The organism is Micromonospora noduli, assembly GCF_003264475.1.
GTDB classification, from domain to species: Bacteria; Actinomycetota; Actinomycetes; order Mycobacteriales; family Micromonosporaceae; genus Micromonospora; species Micromonospora noduli.
This window is the reverse complement of sequence record NZ_PYAC01000009.1, coordinates 171,687-194,517: the sequence shown is the minus strand read 5'-3', so window position 1 is coordinate 194,517 and position 22,831 is coordinate 171,687. Positions and strand designations below refer to the sequence as shown.

20 protein-coding genes are annotated in these 22,831 nt (G+C 73.2%); 11 read left to right on the top strand and 9 right to left on the bottom strand.

Translation table 11 applies throughout. The features are described 5' to 3' along the window. Positions 1–11: 11 nt before the first annotated feature. The gene (locus tag MED15_RS13405) at positions 12–1,766 is read right to left on the bottom strand and encodes a DEDD exonuclease domain-containing protein (RefSeq protein ID WP_112582803.1); all 1,755 of its coding nucleotides are present in this window, start codon (positions 1,764–1,766) and stop codon (positions 12–14) included. A gap of 127 nt (positions 1,767–1,893) precedes the next feature. Between MED15_RS13405 and MED15_RS13400 the strand changes: the two genes are divergently transcribed. The 5 genes from MED15_RS13400 to MED15_RS13375 all read left to right on the top strand — a co-directional run bounded on the left by MED15_RS13400 (position 1,894) and on the right by MED15_RS13375 (position 7,583). Beyond that, positions 1,894–3,348 (top strand): NYN domain-containing protein, encoded by a 1,455-nt coding sequence (locus tag MED15_RS13400; protein ID WP_112582802.1) that lies wholly within the window; start codon positions 1,894–1,896, stop codon positions 3,346–3,348. A 142-nt stretch (positions 3,349–3,490) separates the two neighbouring features. Further along, a complete protein-coding gene (locus MED15_RS13395) occupies positions 3,491–4,210 on the top strand; it encodes a DinB family protein (protein ID WP_208646646.1) in 720 nt (239 codons plus the stop codon). Positions 4,211–4,884: 674 nt separating this feature from the next. Further along, a complete protein-coding gene (locus tag MED15_RS13385; protein WP_091407537.1) occupies positions 4,885–5,103 on the top strand; it encodes a hypothetical protein in 219 nt (72 codons plus the stop codon). Positions 5,104–5,202: 99 nt separating this feature from the next. Next, positions 5,203–6,462 (top strand): M48 family metalloprotease, encoded by a 1,260-nt coding sequence (locus MED15_RS13380; RefSeq protein ID WP_112582833.1) that lies wholly within the window; start codon positions 5,203–5,205, stop codon positions 6,460–6,462. After that, on the top strand, positions 6,459–7,583 hold the full coding sequence (locus tag MED15_RS13375; RefSeq protein WP_112601748.1) for a glycosyltransferase family 4 protein: 1,125 nt from the start codon (positions 6,459–6,461) through the stop codon (positions 7,581–7,583). The genes MED15_RS13380 and MED15_RS13375 overlap by 4 nt, the downstream gene beginning before the upstream one ends. Positions 7,584–7,596: 13 nt before the next feature. Here MED15_RS13375 and MED15_RS13370 read toward each other — a convergent pair whose 3' ends face one another. From MED15_RS13370 to MED15_RS13340, 7 genes are all read right to left on the bottom strand, one after another. Next, entirely contained in the window at positions 7,597–8,259 is a 663-nt protein-coding gene (locus MED15_RS13370) for a lysophospholipid acyltransferase family protein (protein ID WP_091407544.1), read from the bottom strand. Positions 8,260–8,278: 19 nt separating this feature from the next. Next, complete coding sequence (locus tag MED15_RS13365; protein ID WP_112582798.1) at positions 8,279–8,863, bottom strand: TetR/AcrR family transcriptional regulator; 585 nt, start codon at positions 8,861–8,863, stop codon at positions 8,279–8,281. A 189-nt stretch (positions 8,864–9,052) separates the two neighbouring features. Continuing rightward, positions 9,053–10,711 (bottom strand): putative bifunctional diguanylate cyclase/phosphodiesterase, encoded by a 1,659-nt coding sequence (locus tag MED15_RS13360; RefSeq protein WP_225855314.1) that lies wholly within the window; start codon positions 10,709–10,711, stop codon positions 9,053–9,055. Positions 10,712–10,790: 79 nt separating this feature from the next. Further along, positions 10,791–11,600, bottom strand: a complete 810-nt coding sequence (locus tag MED15_RS13355; protein WP_112582796.1) for an SAM-dependent methyltransferase — start codon at positions 11,598–11,600, stop codon at positions 10,791–10,793. 141 nt (positions 11,601–11,741) lie between these two features. Further along, a complete protein-coding gene (locus tag MED15_RS13350; protein ID WP_030337723.1) occupies positions 11,742–12,410 on the bottom strand; it encodes a response regulator transcription factor in 669 nt (222 codons plus the stop codon). Between the two features lie 7 nt (positions 12,411–12,417). Beyond that, positions 12,418–14,109 carry a sensor histidine kinase gene (locus MED15_RS13345; protein ID WP_112582795.1) on the bottom strand — a complete coding sequence of 564 codons (1,692 nt, stop codon included), beginning with the start codon at positions 14,107–14,109 and terminating at the stop codon, positions 12,418–12,420. 14 nt (positions 14,110–14,123) lie between these two features. Next, on the bottom strand, positions 14,124–15,938 hold the full coding sequence (locus tag MED15_RS13340; RefSeq protein WP_112735759.1) for an AMP-dependent synthetase/ligase: 1,815 nt from the start codon (positions 15,936–15,938) through the stop codon (positions 14,124–14,126). 118 nt (positions 15,939–16,056) lie between these two features. On the opposite strand from MED15_RS13340, the gene MED15_RS13335 reads away from it, so the two are divergent. The 6 genes from MED15_RS13335 (at position 16,057) to MED15_RS13310 (ending at position 21,315) form a co-directional block, all read left to right on the top strand. Then, positions 16,057–16,512 carry an SRPBCC family protein gene (locus MED15_RS13335; protein ID WP_091407559.1) on the top strand — a complete coding sequence of 152 codons (456 nt, stop codon included), beginning with the start codon at positions 16,057–16,059 and terminating at the stop codon, positions 16,510–16,512. 31 nt (positions 16,513–16,543) lie between these two features. Further along, the gene (locus tag MED15_RS13330) at positions 16,544–17,248 is read left to right on the top strand and encodes a hypothetical protein (RefSeq protein WP_112601753.1); all 705 of its coding nucleotides are present in this window, start codon (positions 16,544–16,546) and stop codon (positions 17,246–17,248) included. 76 nt (positions 17,249–17,324) lie between these two features. Next, the gene (locus MED15_RS13325; RefSeq protein ID WP_112582794.1) at positions 17,325–18,272 is read left to right on the top strand and encodes an ROK family glucokinase; all 948 of its coding nucleotides are present in this window, start codon (positions 17,325–17,327) and stop codon (positions 18,270–18,272) included. Between the two features lie 11 nt (positions 18,273–18,283). Then, positions 18,284–18,976, top strand: coding sequence for an endonuclease/exonuclease/phosphatase family protein (locus MED15_RS13320; protein ID WP_112582793.1), 693 nt, complete (start codon positions 18,284–18,286; stop codon positions 18,974–18,976). A 117-nt stretch (positions 18,977–19,093) separates the two neighbouring features. Continuing rightward, positions 19,094–20,500 carry a flavin-containing monooxygenase gene (locus MED15_RS13315; protein ID WP_112582792.1) on the top strand — a complete coding sequence of 469 codons (1,407 nt, stop codon included), beginning with the start codon at positions 19,094–19,096 and terminating at the stop codon, positions 20,498–20,500. Further along, entirely contained in the window at positions 20,497–21,315 is an 819-nt protein-coding gene (locus MED15_RS13310; RefSeq protein ID WP_112582791.1) for an alpha/beta hydrolase, read from the top strand. The genes MED15_RS13315 and MED15_RS13310 overlap by 4 nt, the downstream gene beginning before the upstream one ends. Before the next feature lie 19 nt (positions 21,316–21,334). Here the strand turns inward: MED15_RS13310 and MED15_RS13305 are convergent, their stop codons facing one another. Further along, positions 21,335–22,831: an alpha,alpha-trehalose-phosphate synthase (UDP-forming) gene (locus MED15_RS13305; protein ID WP_225855403.1), complete on the bottom strand. Its 1,497-nt coding sequence runs from the start codon at positions 22,829–22,831 to the stop codon at positions 21,335–21,337.

Genomic DNA, 22,831 nt, shown 5'->3' with positions numbered 1-22,831 from the left:
CGGTCAGTTGGTCATGAGCGTTCGGTCGAGAGTTGGTGGGACGCGCCGCCCTCGGCCTTCGCCAGCAGGTCACGGAACCGGCCCGCGCCGCTCGCCGGAGAGGACCAACCGGAGGACATCTCGACGAGTCGGGTCTCCGGTCGCTCCAACCAGGACAGGATCCGCTCGGACTCCTCGGCGGTGGCGGCCGGCACCGGACCGTGCCCGCCCGACACCGTCTCGGCGGTGGCCCGGATCGTGGTCAACGTGGGACGCGGGTGCACGCCCGGCGGGGACACCCCCGCGCCGGCCAGTCGGCCGTGCCGGACCAGCGCCAACTCCCAACCGCCCCGGGCCGCCGGCCGGGCCGCGGCCAACTCGACGATCCCGGTCAGCGCGGCCAGCCGCTGCATCCGCACTGTGGCCCGCAGCACGGCGGCCAGCCGGGACCGCACCACGGCGGCCTCCTCGTAGCGCTGATCGCGGGAGAGCACGTCGATCCGCGCGAGCAGCGCGTCCACCACCGGCTGGGGGTCGCTGGCCGTCGCGGTACGGAAGGGCGCGGCGGCGCTGTCGTCGTACTCCTCGGGGGTGATCTTGTGTTCGCAGGGCGCCGGGCAGCGACCCAGCTCGGCCAGCGCGCAGGCCGGCGTGACGGTGCGCAGCGAGAGCCGGTGCGTGCACTGGCGCAGTGGCACCGCGTCGTGGAAACCGGCGGCGGCCAGCTCGGCGGCCCGCCGGGAGGTGAACGGCCCGAGGTACGCGGTGTCGGTGGGGGAGAGGTCGCGGACGATCGACAGCCGAGGGTACGGGCCGTCGGTCAGCTTGAGCCAGACCATTCGTTCCGGGTATTTGGACCGGCGGTTGTACGGCGGGGCGTGCGCGGCGATCAACCGCAGCTCACGGACCTCCGCCTCCAACGAGTGGGCGCACTCCACCGCCTCGACCCGCTCGGCCGCGCCCAGCATCTCGGAGATCCGGGCGCGCTTCTCGCCGGCGGTGAAGTAGCTGCGCACCCGGGTGGCGATGTCGACCGAGGTGCCCACGTAGAGCGGCCGATCGTCGGCAGCCCGGAAGATGTAGACCCCCGGGACCTTGGGCAACCCCTCGGCCAGGTGCCGTTTGCGGCGCTGGGTCGGGGTGACCGCACGGGCGAACTCGATGGCGTCGCCGATCGTGTCCACCCGGTGCCCGCCGAGCCGACCGATCAGCCCGTGCAGCACGTCGACGGTGGCCTTCGCGTCGTCCAACGCCCGGTGGGTGGGCTGGGTGGCGGTGCGGAAGTAGGCGGCCAGGGTGCCCAGCTTGCGGTTGGGCACCTCGTCGCGGGTCAGCACCCGGCGGGCGAGCGCCGCCGTGTCCAGGACGCGGGGGTTGGGCCAGCGGTAGCCGTGCTTGGCGCAGGCGGCCTTGAGGAAGCCCACGTCGTACGGGGCGTTGTGGGCCACCAGCACCGCGTCGTCGATGAACTCCAGGAAGCTCGGCAGCACCTGCTCGATCGGCGGCGCCGGCACCAGCATGGCCTGGGTGATGCCGGTCAGCACTGTGATGAACGGTGGAATCGGCTGGCCCGGGTTGACCAGGGTCGCCAGCACCCCCAACTGCTCGCCACCGCGCACCTTGACCGCGCCGATCTCGGTGATGCCGCCGCCGTCCGGCGCGCCGCCGGTGGTCTCAAGGTCGACCACCACGAACGTCGTCGCGTAGAGCGGCAGCGCCGGGTCCACCCCGCCCACCGCCGGGTCGAGACCGGCCAGTGACTCCTGGACGTACTCCGCCTGTGCCATCGGCGGCACGCTAGCGCCCCGGTCCGACACTCCCGTCGCAGCCGTCCCATCCGTCACCATGGGGCTAGGATGAGAGATCGGCTCACTCACCGGGCGGTGGGCCCGGTCGCGGTGGGAGACTTGCCACATGCCCCTCACCGAGCCGTACGACGACCACCTCCCGCAGGAGGATCCGGTCGCGCTCGACGGTGCTGTGGGCAACCCGGACGACAACGTAGTCAACGACACATCGGGCGCATCGGACCCGACGACGACGGGCGACGGCCCCACTGTCGAGCCGGAGCCGACCCTGCCCGAGCCGGTCCGGCAGCGGATCGTGACGCTGACCGCCGCGGTGCTGCCCACCCTCCCCACCGACGAGGTCCCGGTGCCGCTGCGCCGGGTGGCCAAGTTCGCCCCCAACCGGCGCGCCCGGCTCGGCGCGCCGGTCATCGCCGCCCAGCTCACCGCCGACCCGCTGTTCCGGCAGCGGGTCACCGCGCGGGTCCTGACCGACGCCGGTGACCTCGGCGCGGCAGTGGTCGAGGGCACCGCACCGGCCGCCGCCGACCCGGTCGAGGTGGCCGCGCTGGCCTACCTGGCCCGGCCCCGTGGCTGGCGGGAACTGATCGACGCCAGCGGCGCGGCCGTGCGCGCCGAGGCGGACAGCGCCGTCGTCGCCGAGTTGGTCCGCGAGGCCGAGCAGCGGGCCACCCGGGCCGAGCACGACCGCGCGGTGGCCCGGGTCGAGGCCGAGAAGCTCCGCGACGAGCTGGCCCGCGTCCGCGAGGAGCTGGGTCAGCTCCGCGAGGAGTCCCGACAGGTGGCCCGCACCCTGCGGGAGACCCAGGCCCGCGAGCGGAAGGCCACCGAGCTGCTGGCCACCGAGCGCGGCCGGGCCGCCCGCGCCAGCGCCGACGTGGACGCCGAACTCCGCCGCGCCCGGGCCCGGCTGGCCGAGGCCGAGGCCGCCGCCGGGGTGGCCCGGGCCAGCGCCAAGGAGGCCCGCTCGGTCGACGACGCCCGGCTCTGGCTGCTCCTGGAGACCATCGGCCAGGCCGCCGTCGGGCTGCGCCGGGAGCTGGCGCTCGACCCGGTGGACAAACTCCCCGCCGACTTCGTCGCCGAGGCGTTCGCCGAGCAGCCGGGCACCGCCCCGGCCGGGCCCGCCGCCCGCGCCCGCGACACCGACGACCCGGCCCGGCTCGACCAGTTGCTGGCCCTGCCCCGGGCGCACCTCGTGGTGGACGGCTACAACGTCACCAAGCGTGGCTTCGGCGAGATGTCCCTGGAGCAGCAGCGCAAACGCCTGATCACCGGGCTGGGCGGGATCGCCGCGCAGACCGGCGACGAGGTCACAGTGGTCTTCGACGGCGCCGAGCGGATGCACGGGCTGCCGCCCGCGCCGCGCGGCGTACGGGTGCTCTTCTCCCGCAAGGGTGAGACCGCCGACGAGCTGATCCGGCGACTGGTCCGTGCCGAGCCGGCGGGCCGGCCGGTGGTCGTGGTCTCGTCGGACCGCGAGGTCGCCGACGGGGTACGCCGGCACGGCGCCTACCCGCTGGGCGCGGACTCGCTGCTACGGCGGCTCGCCCGCTCCTGACCGCGGCGGGCCGACACGTCGGCGGGGCCGGGTCCCGGCGAGGGTTGGCGAGCCCGGCCGGCGCGCCACACGTCGCACTGTGCCTCAACCTGTCCCACCCCGGCGCTAGCATCGCCGCGACCGCCGAGGGATGGGAGTCGCCATGGCACAGGACGACGTCACGGTCTTCGTCGACGAGAACCTGCGGGGTGCGCGGTTCAACCGCTCGACACTGGCCGGTGCGGTGATGCGCGGCGCCGACGTTGATGGCCTGGACATCGACGCGCCGTGGTTGGCCGAAGGCACGCTCGTGGTCAACGGCGTCGATGTCGTGCCGTTGGTCGAGGCCGAGCTCAACCGACGGTTCCCCGGGCGCGATCTCCGGCTGGCCAAGGACCCGGACGACCTGCGCGTGGCGTGGGCGGCGATCGAACGGGCCTGGGCGGCGGCGGTCGACCGGGCTGTGTCCATGCCCGAGGGTGCGGTCGACGTCTCGGTCGACGGGGAGTGGTCGTTCGCGCAGACGCTGCGTCATCTCGTGTTCGCCGCCGACGCGTGGTTGGGCAAGACGATCCTGCGCCTGCCCCAACCGTTCCACCCGCTCGGTCAGTCGCACGTCGAGTACGAGACCGACGGCTTCGACATGTCGGTCTTCACCACCGAGCAGCCGACCTTCGAGGCGGTCCTCCAGGTGCGGGCCGAGCGACAGGCCATGGTGCGCGACTTCCTCGCGACGGTCACGCCGGAGCTGCTCGCCGAGTCTCGGCCGAGCGCCTGGTGGCCCGAGCACATCGTGTCCGTCCTGCACTGCCTTCACGTGATCTTCGGCGAGGAGTGGCAGCACCTCCGCTTCGCCCTGCGTGACCTCGACGCGCAGGGCTGAAACCTCGCCCCAACGGTTGCTCGGCCGCTTCGGCGCTCGGCCGCTTCGGCGCTCGGCCGCTTCGGCGCTCGGCCGCTTCGGCGCTCGGCCGCTCGGCCGGTCGGGCGGCCGTCAGTCAGGTGGTCGGTAGTCGCCGGGCCAGCTCACGTCGCAGTGCGTCGGGGCCCGGCCTCCTCCAGGAGAGCCGGACGACCAGCTCGTAGGGGCCGCGTCCGGGGGTCGACCACTGTCCGGGTCGCATTTGGGGCCGGGTCTGCTGCGGGTCGAGTGGCGTGAGCACCAGCCGCGGATCCAGGCCGCCCCGGACTCGGGCGCCGGCCATGTTGACCCAGTCGATGCTGAGCCTGGTCCCGTTCGGTCCGGTCAGGTGCGGCGCCTCGTCGGTCAACCGCAGCGGCAGACGAGGTTGACGGCGTAGCTGCCAGTTGGTGGTCAGCGCGACGACGACGCCAAACGACGCCCTTCCGTGGCTTGATCGACACGAGTTCCTTGATGTCGGGGGTTCCGGCCGGGTGGGATACCCCGATATCGCTGATCTGGAGTGGATCTAGCCCTGAAAGGGGCGGTCGGACGGGGTTCCTGTCGTACCCGGTGGTTAGTGTCGATGTCACCGACGGTGTTCGGCCGGCGACGACAGGAGTCGTCCGGGCACCGCGAGCCGATCAGGAGGTGTGATGCTCATCGACTGCGACGGGTGCGCGAAGCGGGCCGACGGCTGTTCCGGCTGCCCGCTGACCGCCCTGTTCGACGAGACGTCCCCGGCGGCCGGGTTGGTCGCCGCCGAGGTCGAGGCCATCGAGGTGCTCGCCCGGGCCGGCTTCGACGTGGAGGTGCTGGCCGCGCCCGCACGCCCGGAGGCAGCTCGCCGTCGCGCCACCCGCCGCGTCGCCTGAGTGCGACACCGCGCCCGGAAGCGGGCTTCTCGCGGCCCATAGGATGAGCGGTCACGGCGGGAGGAGCGCGATGAGCGGGGAACAACGGGCGGTGACGCGGTGACCCCGCGCGGCTGGGCGCTGCTGACCCTGGCCGGGCTGACCATCGCGCTGGTGGTGCTGGCCGCGCTGCTCATCCCGTGGCACCGCCCGCCGGCCCCCCGGGCCGACCAGCTCGCCGCTCTGGGCGACCTGCCGGCCGAGCAGGTGGCAAAGGGGCGGGAGTTCCGGGCCGCGCTGCGTCCCGGCGGCTATACCGCGCTCGCCGTTGGGCTGCTGATCGCCCTCGCGCTCGGGTTGACCCCGCTGGGCAGTCGCCTGGTCGAGCTGGTGGGCCGGCCGTTCGGTGGGCACTGGGCAGCGCAGGCTGTGCTCGGCGGGCTGGCGGTGGTGCTCGTCGCCGACCTGGTGACGCTCCCGTTCGCCGCCTGGCGGCAGAGCGTGCTCACCCGCTACGGCTTGAGCACCAACGGCTGGAGCGGCTGGGCGGTCGACCTGCTCAAGTCGTACGCCGTCAGCGCGGTGATCGGCGCCGTGGCGCTGTTCGGCTTCTACGCGGTCATCCGGCTCGCGCCACGCTGGTGGTGGGCGTTCGGTGCGGCCGGTGCCGCGGTGCTGGTGGTGCTGCTGTCGTTCGTGCTGCCGGTGCTGGTGGAGCCGGTGTTCAACCGGTTCACCCCGATGGAGCAGGGCCCGTTGCGCACCGAGCTGATGAGCATGGCCGCCCGCGACGGGGTGCCGGTGCGTGACGTGCTGGTCGCCGACGCCTCCCGGCGCACCAGGGCGGTCAACGCCTACGTCTCCGGTCTCGGGCCGACCCGACGGGTGGTCGTCTACGACACGCTGCTGCGCGAGGCGACCCCGGCCGAGGTGACCGCCGTCGTGGCGCACGAGTTGGGGCACGCGAAGGACTCCGACGTGGCGGCCGGCACGCTGACCGGGGCGCTGGGTGCCGCGGCCGCCGTGGTGGCGCTCTACCTGCTCGGCTCGTGGGGGCCACTGCTGCGGCTCGCCGGTGTCGACTCGGTGGCTCAACCGCGAGCGTTCCCGCTGCTGGTCGCCCTGGTCACGGTGGCCGGGTTGGTTGCCGCTCCGGTGCAGGCGCTGATGTCCCGACGGGTGGAGGCGCGGGCCGACGCGCACGCGCTCGCCCTCACCAACGACCCGGAGTCCTTCGAGTCGATGCAGCGCCGGCTCGGCTCGGTCAACCTCGGCGACCCCGACCCGCCCCGCTGGGAATACCTCTATTCGGCCTCACATCCGTCCACCGTGGAGCGGATGGCCGCCGCCCGCGCGTACGCCCGGGAGGTCGGCCGATGAGCCGCACCCTGCTGATCACCAATGACTTTCCGCCCCGCCCGGGTGGGATCCAGTCGTTCGTGCACAACCTCGCGGTCCGTCAACCGGCCGGCTCGGTGGTCGTCTACGCGTCGAGCTGGCGCGGGGCCGCGAAGTTCGACGCCGACCAGCCGTTCGAGGTGATCCGGGAACGTACCCGGGTGTTGCTGCCCACCCCGTTGATCGCCCGCAGGGCGGCCCGGTTGGCTCGCGCGTACGACTGCGACACCGTGTGGTTCGGCGCGGCGGCCCCGTTGGGCCTGCTCGCGGCCGGCCTGCGGCGGCGCGCCGGCATCCGCCGGGTCGTGGCGCAGACCCATGGCCACGAGATCGGTTGGGCGGCGGTGCCGGCGGCCCGGCCGGCGCTGCGGCGCATCGGTCGGGGTGTGGACGTGACCACCTATCTCGGCGAGTACACCCGCAGCCGGTTGGCCCGGGTGCTGGACGGGGTGACCGACCTGCGCCGTCTCGCGCCCGGGGTCGACGTGGACACCTACCACCCGAGCGTGGACGGTGAACAGGTCCGGGCCCGGCTCGGGTTGACCGACCGGCCGGTGGTGGTCTGTGTGTCCCGGCTGGTGCCGCGCAAGGGTCAGGACACCCTGATCCGGGCCCTGCCGGAGATCCGTCGCCGGGTGCCCGACGCGGCGCTGCTGATCGTCGGTGGCGGGCCGTACCGGGCGACTCTGGAGAAGCTGGCCCGCCAGACCGGTGTGGAACGGGATGTGGTGTTCACCGGCACGGTGCCGTCGGTCGAGCTGCCGGCGCACTACGCGGCCGGCGACGTCTACGCGATGCCGTGCCGCACCCGCAACCGTGGCCTCGACGTCGAAGGGCTGGGCATCGTCTACCTGGAGGCGTCCGCGGCCGGCCTGCCGGTGGTGGCCGGTGACTCCGGAGGCGCACCGGACGCGGTCCGGGAAGGGGAGACCGGCTACGTCGTGCGCGGTCGGGACGTCGCCCAGCTCGCCGACCGGGTCGCCCGGCTGCTCGCCGACCGGGACCTGGCCCGGCAACTGGGCGCGGCTGGCCGAGCGTGGGTGGAACGGGAGTGGCGCTGGGAGGCGCAGGCGGAACGCATGGCGGCACTGCTCGCCGGCTGATCGCCACCCGCGTTCAGCTCTCCCGGGTGGGCGCGTAGCGCGGCACGTACTCCTGGCCGGTGAGCTGCTGGATCGCCGCCATCACCTCGTCGGTGACCGTTCGGATGTCACGCGGCCCGTTGATCCGCTCGGCGACCGGGATCGGCGGGCCGAACCGCAGGGTGATCGGGTGTCGACGGGGCAGCCGCGCGTCGACCGGCAGCACCTCGGCGGTGCCGAGCACGCCGACCGGGATGATCGGCACCCCGGCGTCGCGGGCCAGCCGGGTCATCCCGACCCGGCCCCGGTAGAGCCGCCCGTCCGGGGAGCGGGTGCCCTCCGGGTAGACGGCGACCAGGCCGCCGGCGCGCAGCACCGGGACGGCGGCGTCGAGGGCGCGCAGGGCGGCCCGGCCGTCTGAGCGGTCGACCGGGATGGCGCCCATGCCGGCGACGATCCGTCGGTTGAGCCAGCCGCCCGGACCCCGGCCGTTGAAGTACTCGACCTTCGCCCAGAAGGTGACGTGTCGGGGCGTCGAGGTGACGAGAAACAACTCGTCGGCGACGGACAGGTGGTTGCCGGCGAGGATGGCGCCGCCGTGTCGGGGCAGGTGCTCCAGCCCTTCCACCCGGGGCTGCCAGCCAAACCGCAGCACGGTGCCGACGGTCAGCTTGGTGACGTCGTACAGCAGGGGCACGTGTCCTCCGGGGTCGGGTTCAGGCGGGCGCCGGGCCGAGGTGGGCGTCTAACGTGGCGCGCAGAAGGGCATCGTCGTCGGTGGCGCCGGTGGCCAGCGGCAGGCTGCCCCAGGCCCAGAGTTGGGCGATGCCGTGCAGGTTCGCCCACAGCGCGCCGGCGAGCACCGCCGCGGGCGCGTCGGTGGGCCGGCGCGCCTGCGCCACCAGGTCGGCGAGCACGGCGAACAGCGGCAGGCTCGTCTCGCGCAGCCGAAGCCGGCCGCTGTCCAGCAGGTCGTGGCGGAACATCAGCTCGAACATGCCGCGGTGGGCCGCCGCGAAGTCCAGGTACGTCCGGGCCAACGCGGTCAATCGGGTACGGGGGTCCGGATCCACGTCGCGCAACGTTCGCTCGACCCGGGCGGTGAGGTCGGCGAAGCCCTCCCGGGCGATGGCGGAGAGCAGGTCGACGTGGGTGGGGAAGTAGCGGCGCGGTGCGCCGTGCGAGACCCCGGCACGCCGGGCGATCTCCCGCAGCGACACCGCCGACTGGCCCTCGCGCAGCACCAGGTCCACCCCGGCGGCCACCAACCGAGCCCGCAGCCCCGTCTCGTCCGCGTCCATAGACACTGTCTATCAGCCGCCGTAGACGGTGTCTACCTTCCCGTTGCCGCCGGCGCTGCCCGTGGTGCCGGATGTCTCGGTGAGCGGTATACCTCTGAGTCATATAAATACCTCTGAGGTATATCGCCTTTCATCGACCTGGCCGCGACACCCTGGTCCGATCAGCCGAGGTGGTTGGGGCGGGGTGGTTCAGCGGATGCGGGCCAGGATGCGATCGGCGGGGGCCGGGCGGCCGAAGTGCCAGCCCTGGGCTGCGTCGCAGCCGATCGCCCGCAGCCGCTCGGCCTGCCCGGCGGTCTCCACCCCTTCGGCGGTGACGGTCAGGTCCAGCGCGTGCGCCAGCGAGACCAGGGAGGCGAGGATCCGCTCGTCGGTGCGGCCGACGGACGGCGAGCGCAGGCCGGCCACGAACTCCCCGGCCACCTTCAGTTCGGTCACCGGCAGGTCCCGCAGGTACGCCAGGTTGCTGTAGCCGGTGCCGAAGTCGTCGATGGCGATGCGCACCCCGAGGTCGGCAAGGACCCGCAGGGCGCGGACCGGCTCCTCTGCGGTGCTCATCATCGTGCTCTCGGTGATCTCCAGTTGGAGCCGCTCCGGTGGCAGGCCGGTCTGCCGCAGCAGCGCACGGACCTCCTGCACCAACCCGGGCCGGTGCACCTGCCGTACCGCGAGGTTGACGCTGACGAAGGGCGCGGCGGCACCCCCGGCCGACCACGCCTCGGCCTCGCGGCACGCCTCGGCCAACACCCAACCGCCCAGCTGGACGATCAGGCCGGTCTCCTCGGCCAACCCGATGAAGCTGTCCGGGCGCAGCACCCCCAACTCGGGGTGCCGCCAGCGGACCAGCGCCTCCACGCCGACCAGGCTGCCGTCGCGCAGTGAGGTCAGCGGCTGGTAGTCGAGGTAGAACTCGCCCCGCTCCAACGCCGCCGGAATGGCCGCGGAGAGCGCGTAGCGGGCCAGTTCACGTTGGTTGCGTTCGGCGTCGTAGAGCGACCAGCGCGCCCCACCGGCGGACTTCGCCCAGTGCAGGGTGCTGTCGGCGGCCCGCATCAGGTCCGTGGGGTTGGCCCCGGCCACCTGGCGCTCGACGATGCCGATGCTCGCCGAGATCTGCAGCTCGTGCCCGTCGACCAGGGCCGGTGTGCCTACCGCGGCGAGCGCGGTCTCGGCCACCGCCACCATGTCGTCGGTGCCGGCGGTGTGTTCCACCAGGATGACGAACTCGTCGCCGCCGAGCCGGGCCACCAGGTGCTCACCCATGGCCTTGCGCAGCCGCTCGGCCACCGTGGCCAGCAACAGGTCACCGATCTGGTGCCCCAGCGTGTCGTTGACCACCTTGAAGCGGTCCAGGTCCAGGAAGCACACCCCGACCCGCTGCGCGCCCCGGCCCGGCTCGTTGAGCGCCGCGGCGAGCCGCTCGGTGAACAGCGTCCGGTTGGGCAGACCGGTGAGCGGGTCGTGGGTGGCCTGATGCCGGAACCGGGCCTCGCTGGCCCGCAGCGCCCGCTCGGCCTGGGTGCGGGCCCGCATGGCGGCGCGGCGGATCGACTCCTGCTCGTCGAGCGTCCGGTCGCGCAGCGCGCGGGCGTAGCCGGTCGCCACCGCCGCCAGCAGTCGGGCCATCCGGTCCTCGACGTCCTCGGCCACCAACCCCAGGTCGCGCACCAGGCGGAGCTGGATGACCTCGACGGTACGACCCAGCCCCTCGGCGGAAGCAATGTGCGCGGCGACCAGCTCGGCGCCGACCCGGTGCCCGGCACGCAGGTCGAACGGCTCGGTGAGCAACGCCCCGGCCAGTTGCCCGGTGAGCCGGTCCAGCAGGGACTCCAACTGGGCCTGGGTCATCGGTAGGTAGCTGGTGCCGGAGACCGCCTTCGCCCAGGCCCGGGCGAACGTCCCCGGGCAGGGGGTCGCCCCGGGCGACTCAGTCACCGAGGCGCCCGACGCCGCCCATGAAGACCGCGCGCTCGGCGTCCTCCGCGCTCTCCGGAGTGTCCGGTCGCCACTCGGGTACCCACACCACGCCGGGGTCGAGCAGCTCGAAGCCGTCGAAGAGCGCGGTCAGCTCGGCACGGCTGCGCACCCACAGCGGGTTGTCGGTGCGCCGGTAGACCCGCTCCGCCTCGGCGCGTTCGTCCTCGCTGCGCCCGTCGTCGCTGGCCTGTGACAGCACCAGGTAGCTGCCGGGCGCCAACGCGTCCCGCAGCGTTCGCAGCAGCTCCGCCGGCCGGTCGTCGTCGGAGACGAAGTGCAGGACGGCCACCACCATCACGGCCACCGGTTGGCTCAGGTCGAGCAGCTTGCGGACGTCCGGATGGGCCAGGATCGCCTCCGGGTTACGCAGGTCCTCCTGCACGACCGCGGCCCGCTCGTTGCCGGCGAGGATCTCGCGGCTGTGCGCCACAGCCACCGGGTCGACGTCCACATAGACCACTCGCGACTGCGGATCGAGCTGCTGGGCGATCTCGTGCACGTTGCCGACGGTCGGGATGCCCGAACCGATGTCCAGGAACTGTCGGATCCCGGCGTCGGCGAGGTGGTGCACGGCCCGGCGCAGGAACGCCCGGTTGGCCTGGGCCATCAACGGCGCCTCGGGCACCGCGGCGACCATCGCCTGCGCCGCGGCCCGGTCGGCGGCGAAGTTGTGTGAGCCGCCGAGGTAGTAGTCGTACATCCGCGCGACGCTCGGGCGCTCGATGTCGATGGTGTCGGGTGCCCAGTCCGGCCGCTGCATGCGTTTCACCCCTCGAATCCGCGACGCGAGCATCGTCGCCCGCGCGGGTATTGTGCACCCGCCACGCACGCCAGACCATAGCGCGCCGAAGGTTGCCCGCCGACGTCGGTCGCGTCGTCCCGCTCGACGAGCGGGGGCAGGTCAGAACTTCGGTGCGTCCGGTGCCTCGAGCAGGCCCAGCCGGAGCGCGGTCATCAGGGCCTGAGCCCGGTTGGCCGCGCCGAGCTTCTCGTAGAGCTTCGAGATGTGCGTCTTCGCCGTGGACTCGCTGACGAACAGCTGCTTGGCGATGCCCGCCACGCTCATCCCGTCGGCGAGCAGCCGCAGCACCTGCCCCTCCCGGGGAGACAACTGCGGGCCGGACGGGGCGAGCCGGCGCTTCATCGCCTCGGCCAGGTCGGCCGCGGTGAACGCGCTGGGGGAGGAGGCGGCGTGCCGTGCGGCGGCCACCACCTCGTCGGCCGGAGCGGTCTTCGGCACGAAGGCGCTCGCGCCGGCCTCCAGGGCGCCGAAGAGCTGGTCGTCGCCGGCGTACATGGTCAGCACCACGATGCCCATCGACGCGCTGGACTTACGCAGTGCGCGGGTGGCCTCCAGGCCGCTGCCGTCGGGCAGCCGCAGATCCATGATCACCACGTCCGGCTGCAAGGCGCCGGCCTGGCGTACCCCCTCCGCCGCCGTGGCCGCCTCACCGACGACCTCGAACTGGCGGTCGCGCTCGAAGGCGTGCCGCAAACCCTTGCGAATCAGGTCATGATCGTCGACAAGGAGGACCTTGGTACGGGTGGCCGGTATCGGACTTGTGGTCATCCTCGGGTTACTCCCCTTCTGGTGCTGCGCTGCCGCGCACGTTATCGCGCCGGGCCGAGGTGCCGAGAACCACCGCCACGGTCGTGCCGCTGGGTTGCCGCGGCCTGATCTCCAACCGGCCCCGGATACGTTCCGCCCTCTCGGCCATGATCGCAAGACCGTACCGCCCGTCCGGGCGCTGGTCAGCCATCCCCTGACCGTCATCCGACACTTCTATTTGCGCGTACGGGGGGTCGACCTCACACGTGACCCACAAATTCGACGCCCCGGCGTGCTTGCGCGCGTTGGTCACCGCCTCCTGCGCGATGCGCAGCAACTCGGCCTCGGTGGCGGCCGGCAGTCGGGCGGTGGACTCGTCCAGCGAGAGGTGCACCCGCAGCCCGCCGGACGCGCCAACGGTGCGCGCGTACTCGGCGATCGCCGCGGCCAACCCACCCTGCCGGTCCACCTCGCTGCGCAGCTCGAAGAGGCTCAGCCGCAGCTCCTGGATCACCCGGGTCACCTCGCCGCGCAGCGTACGCAGGGCCTCGGCGGTCTCGTCGGCGTCGTCGAAGACGGTGGCCAGGGCGTTGTCGATGCCGTAGCCGACCATCACCAGCTCCTGGGCCACCCCGTCGTGGATCTCCCGGGCCAGCCGCTGCCGCTCCTCGTTGGTGGCCAGCGAGCGGACCTCGTCGAAGAGCAGCGCCGCCTCCAGCCGCAGCGCGGCCGGGCGGGTCAGCGCGGTCACCCGGGACACCACCGGCGGCGGGTACGCGTGCGCGGCGTCCGCCTCCAGCACCACCAGCCCCACTGTGCGCACCCCGGCGACCAGCGGAATGATCAGCGCGGACACGTCGCCGCCGCGGTGCGAGCGGGACTGCGACCGGGCGGCCGTGGTGGCCTGCTGGGTGGCCCAGGCGTCGGCGATCGCGGAGTCCGCGTCCAGCGTCGTCTCCCAGTCCACCCGGTCGACGCCGGCCTGGGCGAGCACCACGAGGCGACCTCCGCCGCTGGCCGACAGCACCGCGCCCCGGTCCGCGCGGGCCACCGTGCGCAGCTCCTCCAGCAGGTGCTCGGAGATGCCGCCCGGGTCCAGGGTCGCCCCGGGCAGCTGCCGGGCCACCGTCCGCAGCTGGGTCAGCAGCCGGGTGGCCTCGGCGTACGGCTGCGGTTTGCCCTCACCGCGGACCGCCATCACCCGGTGCAGCGTGCCGGCGGCGTAGAGCCCCAGCGCCGCCAGGATCAGCCACTGCGCGCAGACGGCGAGGTAACCCAGCTGGCCGAGCTGGAGACCACCGTCGACCCGGGTCAACGCGCCGCTGAGCAGCAGGGTGGCGGCGGTGACCACGAGCAGCGCGGCGCCCTCCGGGAAGCGGCGGCGCAGCGCGGTGACTGTCACCGGGACCGCCAGGTAGGGCAGCACCGCCGACGCGCCCAGGCCGTCGACAGTGCCGCCGATGGACGCCACCGCGGCGACGTGGCTCGCTGCCAGCCCCAGCACCACCACCTCGGCCACCCGGCTCAGCGGGCCGACCAGCCGGTGCTGCGGTGCCAGCAGCGACGGCAGCCCGGCCACCGCCAGCAGCGCGATCCACCACAGCTGGGTGACGTCGCGGGTGGCGAACAGGGTCAGGATGGCGATCAGCGCCAGCATCACCACGCGGGCGGCCGCGGCGAGGGGATGCGGGTGCGGGGCGGTGGCTGTGGATGCGGGCACGTGACGGATGGTAGTCAGCCTCGGTAGATATCGGCGATCTCCGCCGCGTACGTCTTGTGGACAACCTGGCGCTTGACCTTGAGCGACGGGGTCAGCTCGCCGGTCGCCTCGGTGAAGTCGTGGGGCAGGACCCGGAACACCTTGATCGCCTCCGCCTTCGACACGGCCTGGTTCGCGGCGTCGACCGCGGCCTGGATCTCCTTGCGGAGGCCCTCGTGCTCGCGCAACTGCTCGACAGGGGTGTCGAGGGGCATCCCGGCGTTCTCCAGCCAGGTCGGCAGCGCCTCCTCGTCGACGGTGACCAGCGCCGCGATGAACGGCTTCCGGTCACCGACCACGACACACTGGCTGATCAACGGGTGCGCCCGGACCAGGTCCTCGAGCACCGCCGGGGCGACGTTCTTGCCGCCGGCGGTGACGATCAGCTCCTTCTTGCGGCCGGTGATGCTCAGGTAGCCGTCGGCGTCGAGCTGGCCCAGGTCGCCGGTGCGGAACCAGCCGTCGGCGCTGATCGTCTCAGCCGTCGCGGTCTCGTTGCGCCAGTAACCCTGGAAGACCAGCTCGCCGGAGATCAGGATCTCGCCGTCGTCCTCGATCCGCACTGTCACGCCGGGCAGCGGACGGCCGACGGTGCCCATCCGGGTGCCGCTGGGCAGGTTCGCCGCGGCGGCGGGCGAGGTCTCGGTGAGGCCGTAGCCCTCCAGGACCGTCACGCCGATGCCCCGGAAGAAGTGGCCGAGCCGGGCGCCGAGTGGCGCGCCGCCGGAGATCGCGTCCCGGCACCGTCCGCCGAGCGCGGCGCGCAGCTTGCGGTAGACCAGCCGGTCGAAGACCACGTGCTGGGCGCGAAGCGCCAGGCCCGGGCCGCCCGGGGTCTCCAGCGCCTCGCTGTACGCGATGGCGACCTGCTCGGCCCGGGCGAAGATGCCGCCCTTGCCGTCCGCCTCGGCCTTCTGCTTGGCGGCGTTGTAGACCTTCTCGAACACCCGGGGTACGGAGAGCACGAAGGTCGGCCGGAACGCCTGTAGCTCGGCGACCAGGTTCTTGGTGTCGGCGCAGTGCGCCATGGTGGCTCGCGCCTGCACGACGCCGATCTGGATGAGTCGGGCGAAGGCGTGCGCCAGCGGGAGGAAGAGCAGGGTGCTCGCGCCGGCGTTGAACAGGTTCGGCAGCACCGGCACCGCGTTGGCGATGTCGGCGTACATGTTGCGGTGGGTGAGCACGCAGCCCTTGGGGCGACCGGTGGTGCCGCTGGTGTAGATGATCGTGGCCAGGTCGCCGGCGCGGACGGCCTTGCGTCGTCGCTCGACCTCGGCCAGCTCGATCGTGGCGCCGGTGGTGACCAGCTCGTCGACCCCGCCGCTGTCGATCTGCCAGACCTGGCCCAGCTCGGGCAGCCGGTGCCGGACGCCGTCGATCAGGGCGGCGTGCGCCTCGCTCTCCACCACGACGGCGACCGCGTTGGAGTCCTCGAGGATCCACGCGGCCTGCTCGGCGCTCGACGTCTCGTAGATCGGCACGGTCACCGCGCCGACGGCCCAGATGGCGTAGTCGAGCAGCGTCCACTCGTAGCGGGTGCGGCTCATCAGCCCGACCCGGGCACCGGGCTCGATGCCGGCGGCGATCAGCCCGCGGGCCACGGCGGCCACCTCGTCGCGGAACTGGAGGCAGGTCACCTCGGTCCATTCGGTGACGGTGCCGTCGGCGCGTGGGGTGGGTCGGGCGAACTGGACGGTGTCGGGCGCGACTTCGGCGTTGTCCCAGACCGGATCGGTGAGGTTGGCCGCGTCGCCAACGGTGACGATCGGCGGGACGGAGAACTCGCGCACCTGCACTCCTTCGTGCTCGCACTGGTTGGGCCGGCCGCCGCCGTGGCGTCGGCATGTGTCGAAACCTACCCGGCGGGCGGTCGGGGTGAGACAACCAGGAGGCAGGTAGCCTCCCCCCATGGCGGACTCCTCCACCCAGTCGATCATTATCGGCGCCGCACCGGATCGGGTGACGGCGGTCATCTGCGACTTCGCGCGCTACCCGGAGTGGACCGACGCGGTGCGTCGCGCCGAGGTCGTCGAGGAGTACGAGGACGGCTACGCCAGTCAGGTGCATTTCACCATCGACGCCGGGGTGATGGCCGACGAGTACGTGCTCGCCTACGAGTACGCCGAGGATCTGTCCCGGATCGAGTGGCACCTGGTCGCCCCCTCGAAGATGCAGAAGGCCCAGCGTGGTTCGTACGACCTGGTGGGTAACCCGGACGGCAGCACGACGGTGACCTACACGCTGGAGGTCGACCTGTCGGTCGGCATGCTCGGGATGTTTCGGCGCAAAGCCGAAAAGATGATCATGGACACCGCGTTGAAGCAGCTCAAGCGCCGGGTAGAAGCAACCGGTGCGGCGCAGTGACGTGTCCGGTGGCACGGTAGAGGAGCCGACGGTGGGCGGAACGGATCCGGGTTCGGCCCGGGAAGAGGCGGAGCGGCTGGTCGCCACCCTGCTGGCAGGGGCGCGACTGGCCTCCGCCGGCTCGGCGGGCGGTGCGTTCGGCTCGTTGGGCGGGATGCTGTCCGGTGTCCTCGGTCACAGCGCGGGCCCGGACGCCCGCTCCGGCACCGGTGGTGCTTTCGCCACCGGTTCGGCCGAATGCTGCGTCTGCCCGGTCTGTCGGGGCATCGCCGCGTTGCGGGATCCGAGTCCGGAATTCGCCGAACGGCTCGCGACCGGCGCCGGTGACCTCGCTGCGGGCGTCGCCAGCCTGCTCCGCGCGTTCTCCCCGCCGGAACCGTCCGCGCCGAGCCCCACCGCGCCGGCCGCCGAGCCGACCACCCCGCCCGCGCCGGCACCCGCCGCGAGCACCGACGACGTGCTCCCCGAGCCACCCCCGAGCGCCCCGCCCACCGCGACCGTCGACGACCACGTGTGGCGCGATGCCACCCGTACCGGGCATGATTCTCAGCCGGCGCCGGAGCGGGATGTCTGGTCGGTCGCCACCCGGACGGCGGACCCACTCGCCCCGGCCGCCGTACCACCCGTCGACGAGGCCGGGACGGCGACCGTACCGGCACCGACCACCCGTTCCGTGGTGCCCGCCTCGCGGGTGCCCGATGACGCCGACGCGGAAGCATCGGGCGACGGCGCCTGAGCGCGGGACCTTCCGACCCGGACCGGCACTGGGCCGGAACCTGGGCCGGACAGCACAGCAGAGGGGGGCGGTAGCGGTGACGCTGACCATCGGAGTCGACGTCGGTGGCACGAAGGTGGCCGGCGGTGTCGTGGACGACACCGGCGCGGTCCTCGTGCAGACCCGACGGGACACTCCCGCCGATGACGTGGCCAAGACCCGCGACGTCATCATCGAGTTGGTCGGCGAGCTGGCTGCCGGGCGGACCATCGAGGCCGTCGGCATCGGCGCGGCCGGGTGGATCGACGCCGGCCGTTCGACTGTGCTCTTCGCTCCCAACCTGGCCTGGCGTGACGAACCGCTGCGCGAGTACGTCAGCGAGGCAGTCGGGCTGCCGGTGATCGTGGAGAACGACGGGAACGTCGCCGCGTGGGCCGAGTTCCGCTACGGCGCGGCCCGCGACGCCGACGACTCGATGATCATGTTCACCATCGGCACCGGTGTGGGTGGCGGCATCGTCCTCGGTGGCGACCTGATGCGCGGCGCGCACGGCATCGCCGCGGAGCTGGGCCACATGCTGGCCGTGCCGGACGGGCACCAGTGCGGCTGCGGCCGGCTGGGCTGCATCGAGCAGTACGCCAGTGGCAGCGCCCTGGTCCGGTTCGCCCGGGCCGGCGCCCGGCAGGAGCCCAACCGGGCCACCGCCCTGCTGAAGCTGGCCGGCGGTGAGGCCGAGGCGATCACCGGCCCGATGGTGACCGCCGCCGCGCAGGGTGGCGACCCGGTCTCCGCCGAGGCGTTCGCCCAGATCGGTCGGTGGCTGGGCACCAGCCTCGCCGACATGGCGCAGATCCTCGACCCGCAGACCCTGGTGGTCGGCGGCGGCGTGATCGACGCCGGTGACCTGCTGCTCGGTCCCACCCGCCGCTCGTACCTCGACGCGCTCGCCCAGCGCGGTCGCCTGCCGGTGGCCGAGGTGCTCCCTGCGGAGCTGGGCAACAGCGCCGGGGTGATCGGCGCCGCTGACCTGGCCCGGCGGATCTGAGGCGGTCCGGGATGGGTGTGCCGCTGCGCGTGGTGTCGTACAACATCCACAGCCAGCGCGACGACACCGCCGCGTTGGCGGCGGTGGTTCGTGCCGCGACGCCGGACGTGGTGATCGTGCAGGAGGGGCCGCGCCGGTTCCGGTGGCGGCAGAAGTCCGCCACGTTGGCCGAGTCGTTCGGTCTGGTGGTGGCCGCCGGTGGGCTGCCCGCCCTGGGCAACCTGCTCCTGACCAGCCTGCGGGTCCAGGTGCTCGGCACCCGCTGCCAGCGCTTTCCGCTGACCCCCGGCCGGCACCTGCGCGGCGCCGCGTACGCCGACTGCCGGGTCGGTGACGCCCGGTTCACACTCGCCGGCTCGCACCTGTCCACCGACCCGGCCGAGCGGCCCTCCCAGGCCACCGAGTTCAAGCGTGGCCTGGACGCGGCGACCAGCCCGGTGCTGGCCGGGGCGGACCTCAACGAGGGTCCGGACGGCCCCGCCTGGGCCACAGTGTCGCGCGGGTTGACCGACGCTGCGGTGGCGGCCGACCGGGCCGAGCGGCTCACCTACTCCTGCGCCGACCCGCGCCGACGCATCGACGCGCTCTTCGTCGACCCGCGGATCACAGTGGTCGACTACGACGTGGTGGACACCCCGCAGACCCGCCGGGCCAGCGACCACTTCCCGGTCCTGGTCGACCTGCTGCTGCCCGCCACCGACTGACCCCCGACCCCGGCTCGACCGTCGGCGCATCCGGCTCAGGACTGGACATCCGGCCCGGTTGTGGAGAGGATTTCGCGGCGACCGGCACGCCTGCCGTACCAAAAGGAGATGCCCCCGGTGTCCACCTCCACCGACCACGGCCGGCCCGACCCGGAGGCGACCTCGCCCGCGGCGAACAGCGACGGCCGCCCGGTCTCCGACCGGGGCGACACCGTCTGCGTCATCGGGGCCGGGGCCAGCGGCCTGACGGCCATCAAGAACCTGCGTGAGCACGGGTTCGGCGTTGACTGCTACGAGCGGGAGACGGGCGTCGGCGGCGCCTGGAACTGGCGGCACGACCGCAGCCCGGTGTACGCCAGCACCCACCTGATCTCGTCGAAGCCGTTCACCCAGTTCCCCGACTTCCCGATGCCGGACTCCTGGCCGGACTACCCGCACCACGGTCAGCTGCTGTCCTACTTCGAGCGGTACGCCGACCACTTCGACCTGCGTTCGCACATCTGGTTCGGCACCGAGGTGATCCGGGTCGAGCCCGTCGAGGGGGACCGGTGGGACGTGACCACCCGCTCCACCGGCGGGTACGGCCCCGAACGCACTGCCCGGTACGCCGCCGTGGTGATCGCCAACGGCCACAACTGGTCGCCGAAGCTGCCCCGCTACGAGGGCCTTGAGCAGTTCCGCGGCGAGATCATGCACGCCTCGTCCTACAAGGACCCGGCGCAGCTGCGTGGCAAGCGGGTGCTGGTGGTCGGCGCCGGCAACACCGGCTGCGACATCGCCGTCGAGGCCGCCCAGCAGGCGTCGCGCTGTTGGCACTCCACCCGCCGGGGCTACTGGTACGCGCCGAAGTACGTGCTCGGTCGCCCCGCCGACCAGGTCAACGACAGCCTGTTGGCGCTGCGGGTGCCGTTACGGGTGCGGCAGTGGCTCTACCACTGGACGCTGCGGCTGACCGTCGGCGACCTGACCCGCTTCGGCCTGCCCAAGCCCGACCACCGGGTGTACGAGACGCACCCGATCGCGAACAGTCAGCTCGTCTACTACGTGGGCCACGGGGCGATCGGCCCGGTGCCGGACGTCGCCCGGTTCCACCCGTACGCCGTGGAGTTGGCCGACGGCCGCGAGATCGACCCCGAGGTGGTCGTCTTCGCCACCGGTTACCTGCCGCGCTTCGAGTTCCTCGACGCGTCGGTGTTCGGCGACAGCGCGGGCGCCGGCCGGCCCACCCTGTGGCTCAACGCGTTCACCCCGGGGCATCCGACCCTGGCCGTCGCCGGCCTGCTGCAACCGGACTCCGGGCTGTTCACCCTGTCGCACTGGCAGACGGTGCTCTTCGCCCGGCTGCTACAGGCCCGTCGGGACCGGCCGGAACGGGCCACGGCGTTCGCGCAGCGGGTGCGGGACCGGGCGGGGGAGCGGTACTCCGGGCCGGTCAAGGACAGCAGCCGGCACTGGTTCGAGGTCGGGCACGCCGACTATCTGCGCGCCATCCAACGCGCCTTGGTCGAGCTGGAGGGCAAATGAGCGCGAGCGAGCTGCGGGTCATGCGGGGCCGGGAGTGGTCCCGGCCGGTCCGGCCGGCCCGGCGGGAGGTGCTCAGCGCGGTCCCCGAGCTGGAGGAGGGGCGTCCGCCGCTGCTGTTCGTACCCGGGTTCGGGCACGGCGCGTGGGCGTTCGCCGAGCACTGGTTGGGCCACGTGGCGTCGCGGGGGTTCCCGGCGTACGCGGTGAGCCTGCGCGGGCACGGTGGCAGCGAGCCGGCGCCGGAGGCGACGCTGCGGGCGTACGCCCACGACGTGGTCCAGGTGGCAGCGAGCCTGCCGCGGCAGGCGGTGCTGGTGGGGCACGGCGCCGGGGCCCTGGTGGTGGCACACGCGTTGGCCCGCTACCCGGCGCGGGGCGCGGTGCTGGTGGCGCCGGTCTTCGGCGGCTGGGGAGTGCTGGGCGCGGCGTTGCGCCGCAACCCGGCGGGCACGTTGCCGGCGGTGTTCGGCGGGCCGTTGCGGCTCAACCGGGGGCAGTTGTTCAGCCGCGAGTTGCCCGACGAGGAGGCCCGGCGGTATGTCGGACGCCTAGGTCGGGCGGGTCGGCGGGCGCAGTGGGCGCTGCTGGGTGAGCCGGAGGCCGAGCCGGCCGTGGGCGCGCCCCCGGTGTTGGTGCTGGGCAGCCCGGACGACCGGGTGGTGCCGGCGTCGACGTTGACCCGGGTCGCCCGCCGGTACGGGTCGGCCCCGCTGCTCTTTCCCGGGATGGGCCACGACCTGATGCTGGACGCGCGGTGGGCGGAGCCGATCGACGCGATCCTGGACTGGCTGGAGAAGGAGCCGGTGGCGCACTGAGCGGCCAGGCCGCCGGCGGTCAGCCACCGGCCTGGTGGACGGCCGGGCTGCCAGCCGGGGTGGCCGGCCGGGGCACCCGAGCGGCGCCGTCGGAGACGGTGTCGGTGCTGGTCAGGCGGCTGATCAGGCCGCCGCCGTCGTCCAGGGCGCGCAGGTAGGAGCGGGCCCAGGCCCGGATGTCGTGCTGGTGCAGGTGGGCGCGCATGGCCCGCATCCGCTGGGTGGCGTCCGCCGGGTCGGCCCGCAGCGCCTCACGCAGGCCCTGCTTGAGCCCTTCCAGGTCGTGCGGGTTGACCAGGTACGCCTGGGACAGCTCGGCGGCGGTGCCGGCGAACTCGCTGAGCAGCAGTGCGCCCGTGTCGTCGACCCGCGCGGCCACGTACTCCTTGGCGACCAGGTTCATTCCGTCGCGCAACGGGGTCACCGCCATCACGTCGGCGACCCGGTAGAGCGCGGCCAGTTCGGCCCGGTCGAAGGGCTGGGTGAGGTAGTGGATCGCCGGCTCACCGACCCGGCCGAACTCGCCGTTGATCCGGCCGACTTCGCGTTCGATGCGCTCGCGCAGGATCTGGTACTGGCCGACGCGTTCCCGGCTCGGCATGGCTACCTGCACCAGCACCGTGTCGCGGACCTTGACGTCGCCGCTGGCGAGCAACTCGCTGTACGCCTTGAGGCGCTGCTCGATGCCCTTGGTGTAGTCCATCCGGTCCACGCTGAGGACGACCTGCCGGGGATCGCCGAGGTCCTGACGGAGCCGGTGGGCCCGGGCGGCCACGTCCGGACGGTCGGCGAGAGCGGCCATCTCGGCGGTGTCGATGGAGACCGGGAAGGCGCCGATGCGGACGACCCGGTCGTCGATGCCGATCCGCCGGTCGGTGGCCGGCAGCTCCAGCACCCGGGTCACCAACTGGGCGAAGTTGTGCGCCGCCTGCACCCGCTGGAAGCCGACCAGGTCGGCGCCGAGCATGCCGCGCAACAACTCGGCCCGGCGGGGGAGTTGCATGAACAGCTCCGGCGGTGGGAACGGCACATGCAGGAAGAACCCGATGCGCAGGTCCGGGCGGAGCGCGCGCAGCAGGCCGGGGACCAGTTGCAGGTGGTAATCCTGCACCCAGACCACCCCGCCCGGCTCGGCCACCTCCGCGGTCGCCTCGGCGAAGCGCTGGTTGACCCGCTGGTACGCCTCCCACCAGCGGCGGTGGTGTTGCGGCTGCTCCACGGAGTCGTGGTAGAGCGGCCAGAGGGTGGCGTTGGCGAACCCCTCGTAGTGGTCGCGCAGGTCTTCCGGGCTGAGCGCGACGGTGTGCATCCGCACGCCGTCCACGTCCGGCAGGGCGGGGGCCGGACCGGTGCCACCGGCCCAGCCGACCCAGGTCGCCGGTGTGTGCCGCAGGAGCGGGTGCAGTGCGCTGACCAACCCGCCCGGGCTGCGCCGCCACTCGCAGGCCCCGTCGGGGGCCTGATTGTCGTCGATGGGAAGGCGGTTGGCCACCACCACGAGAGAACTCTGTCGCAT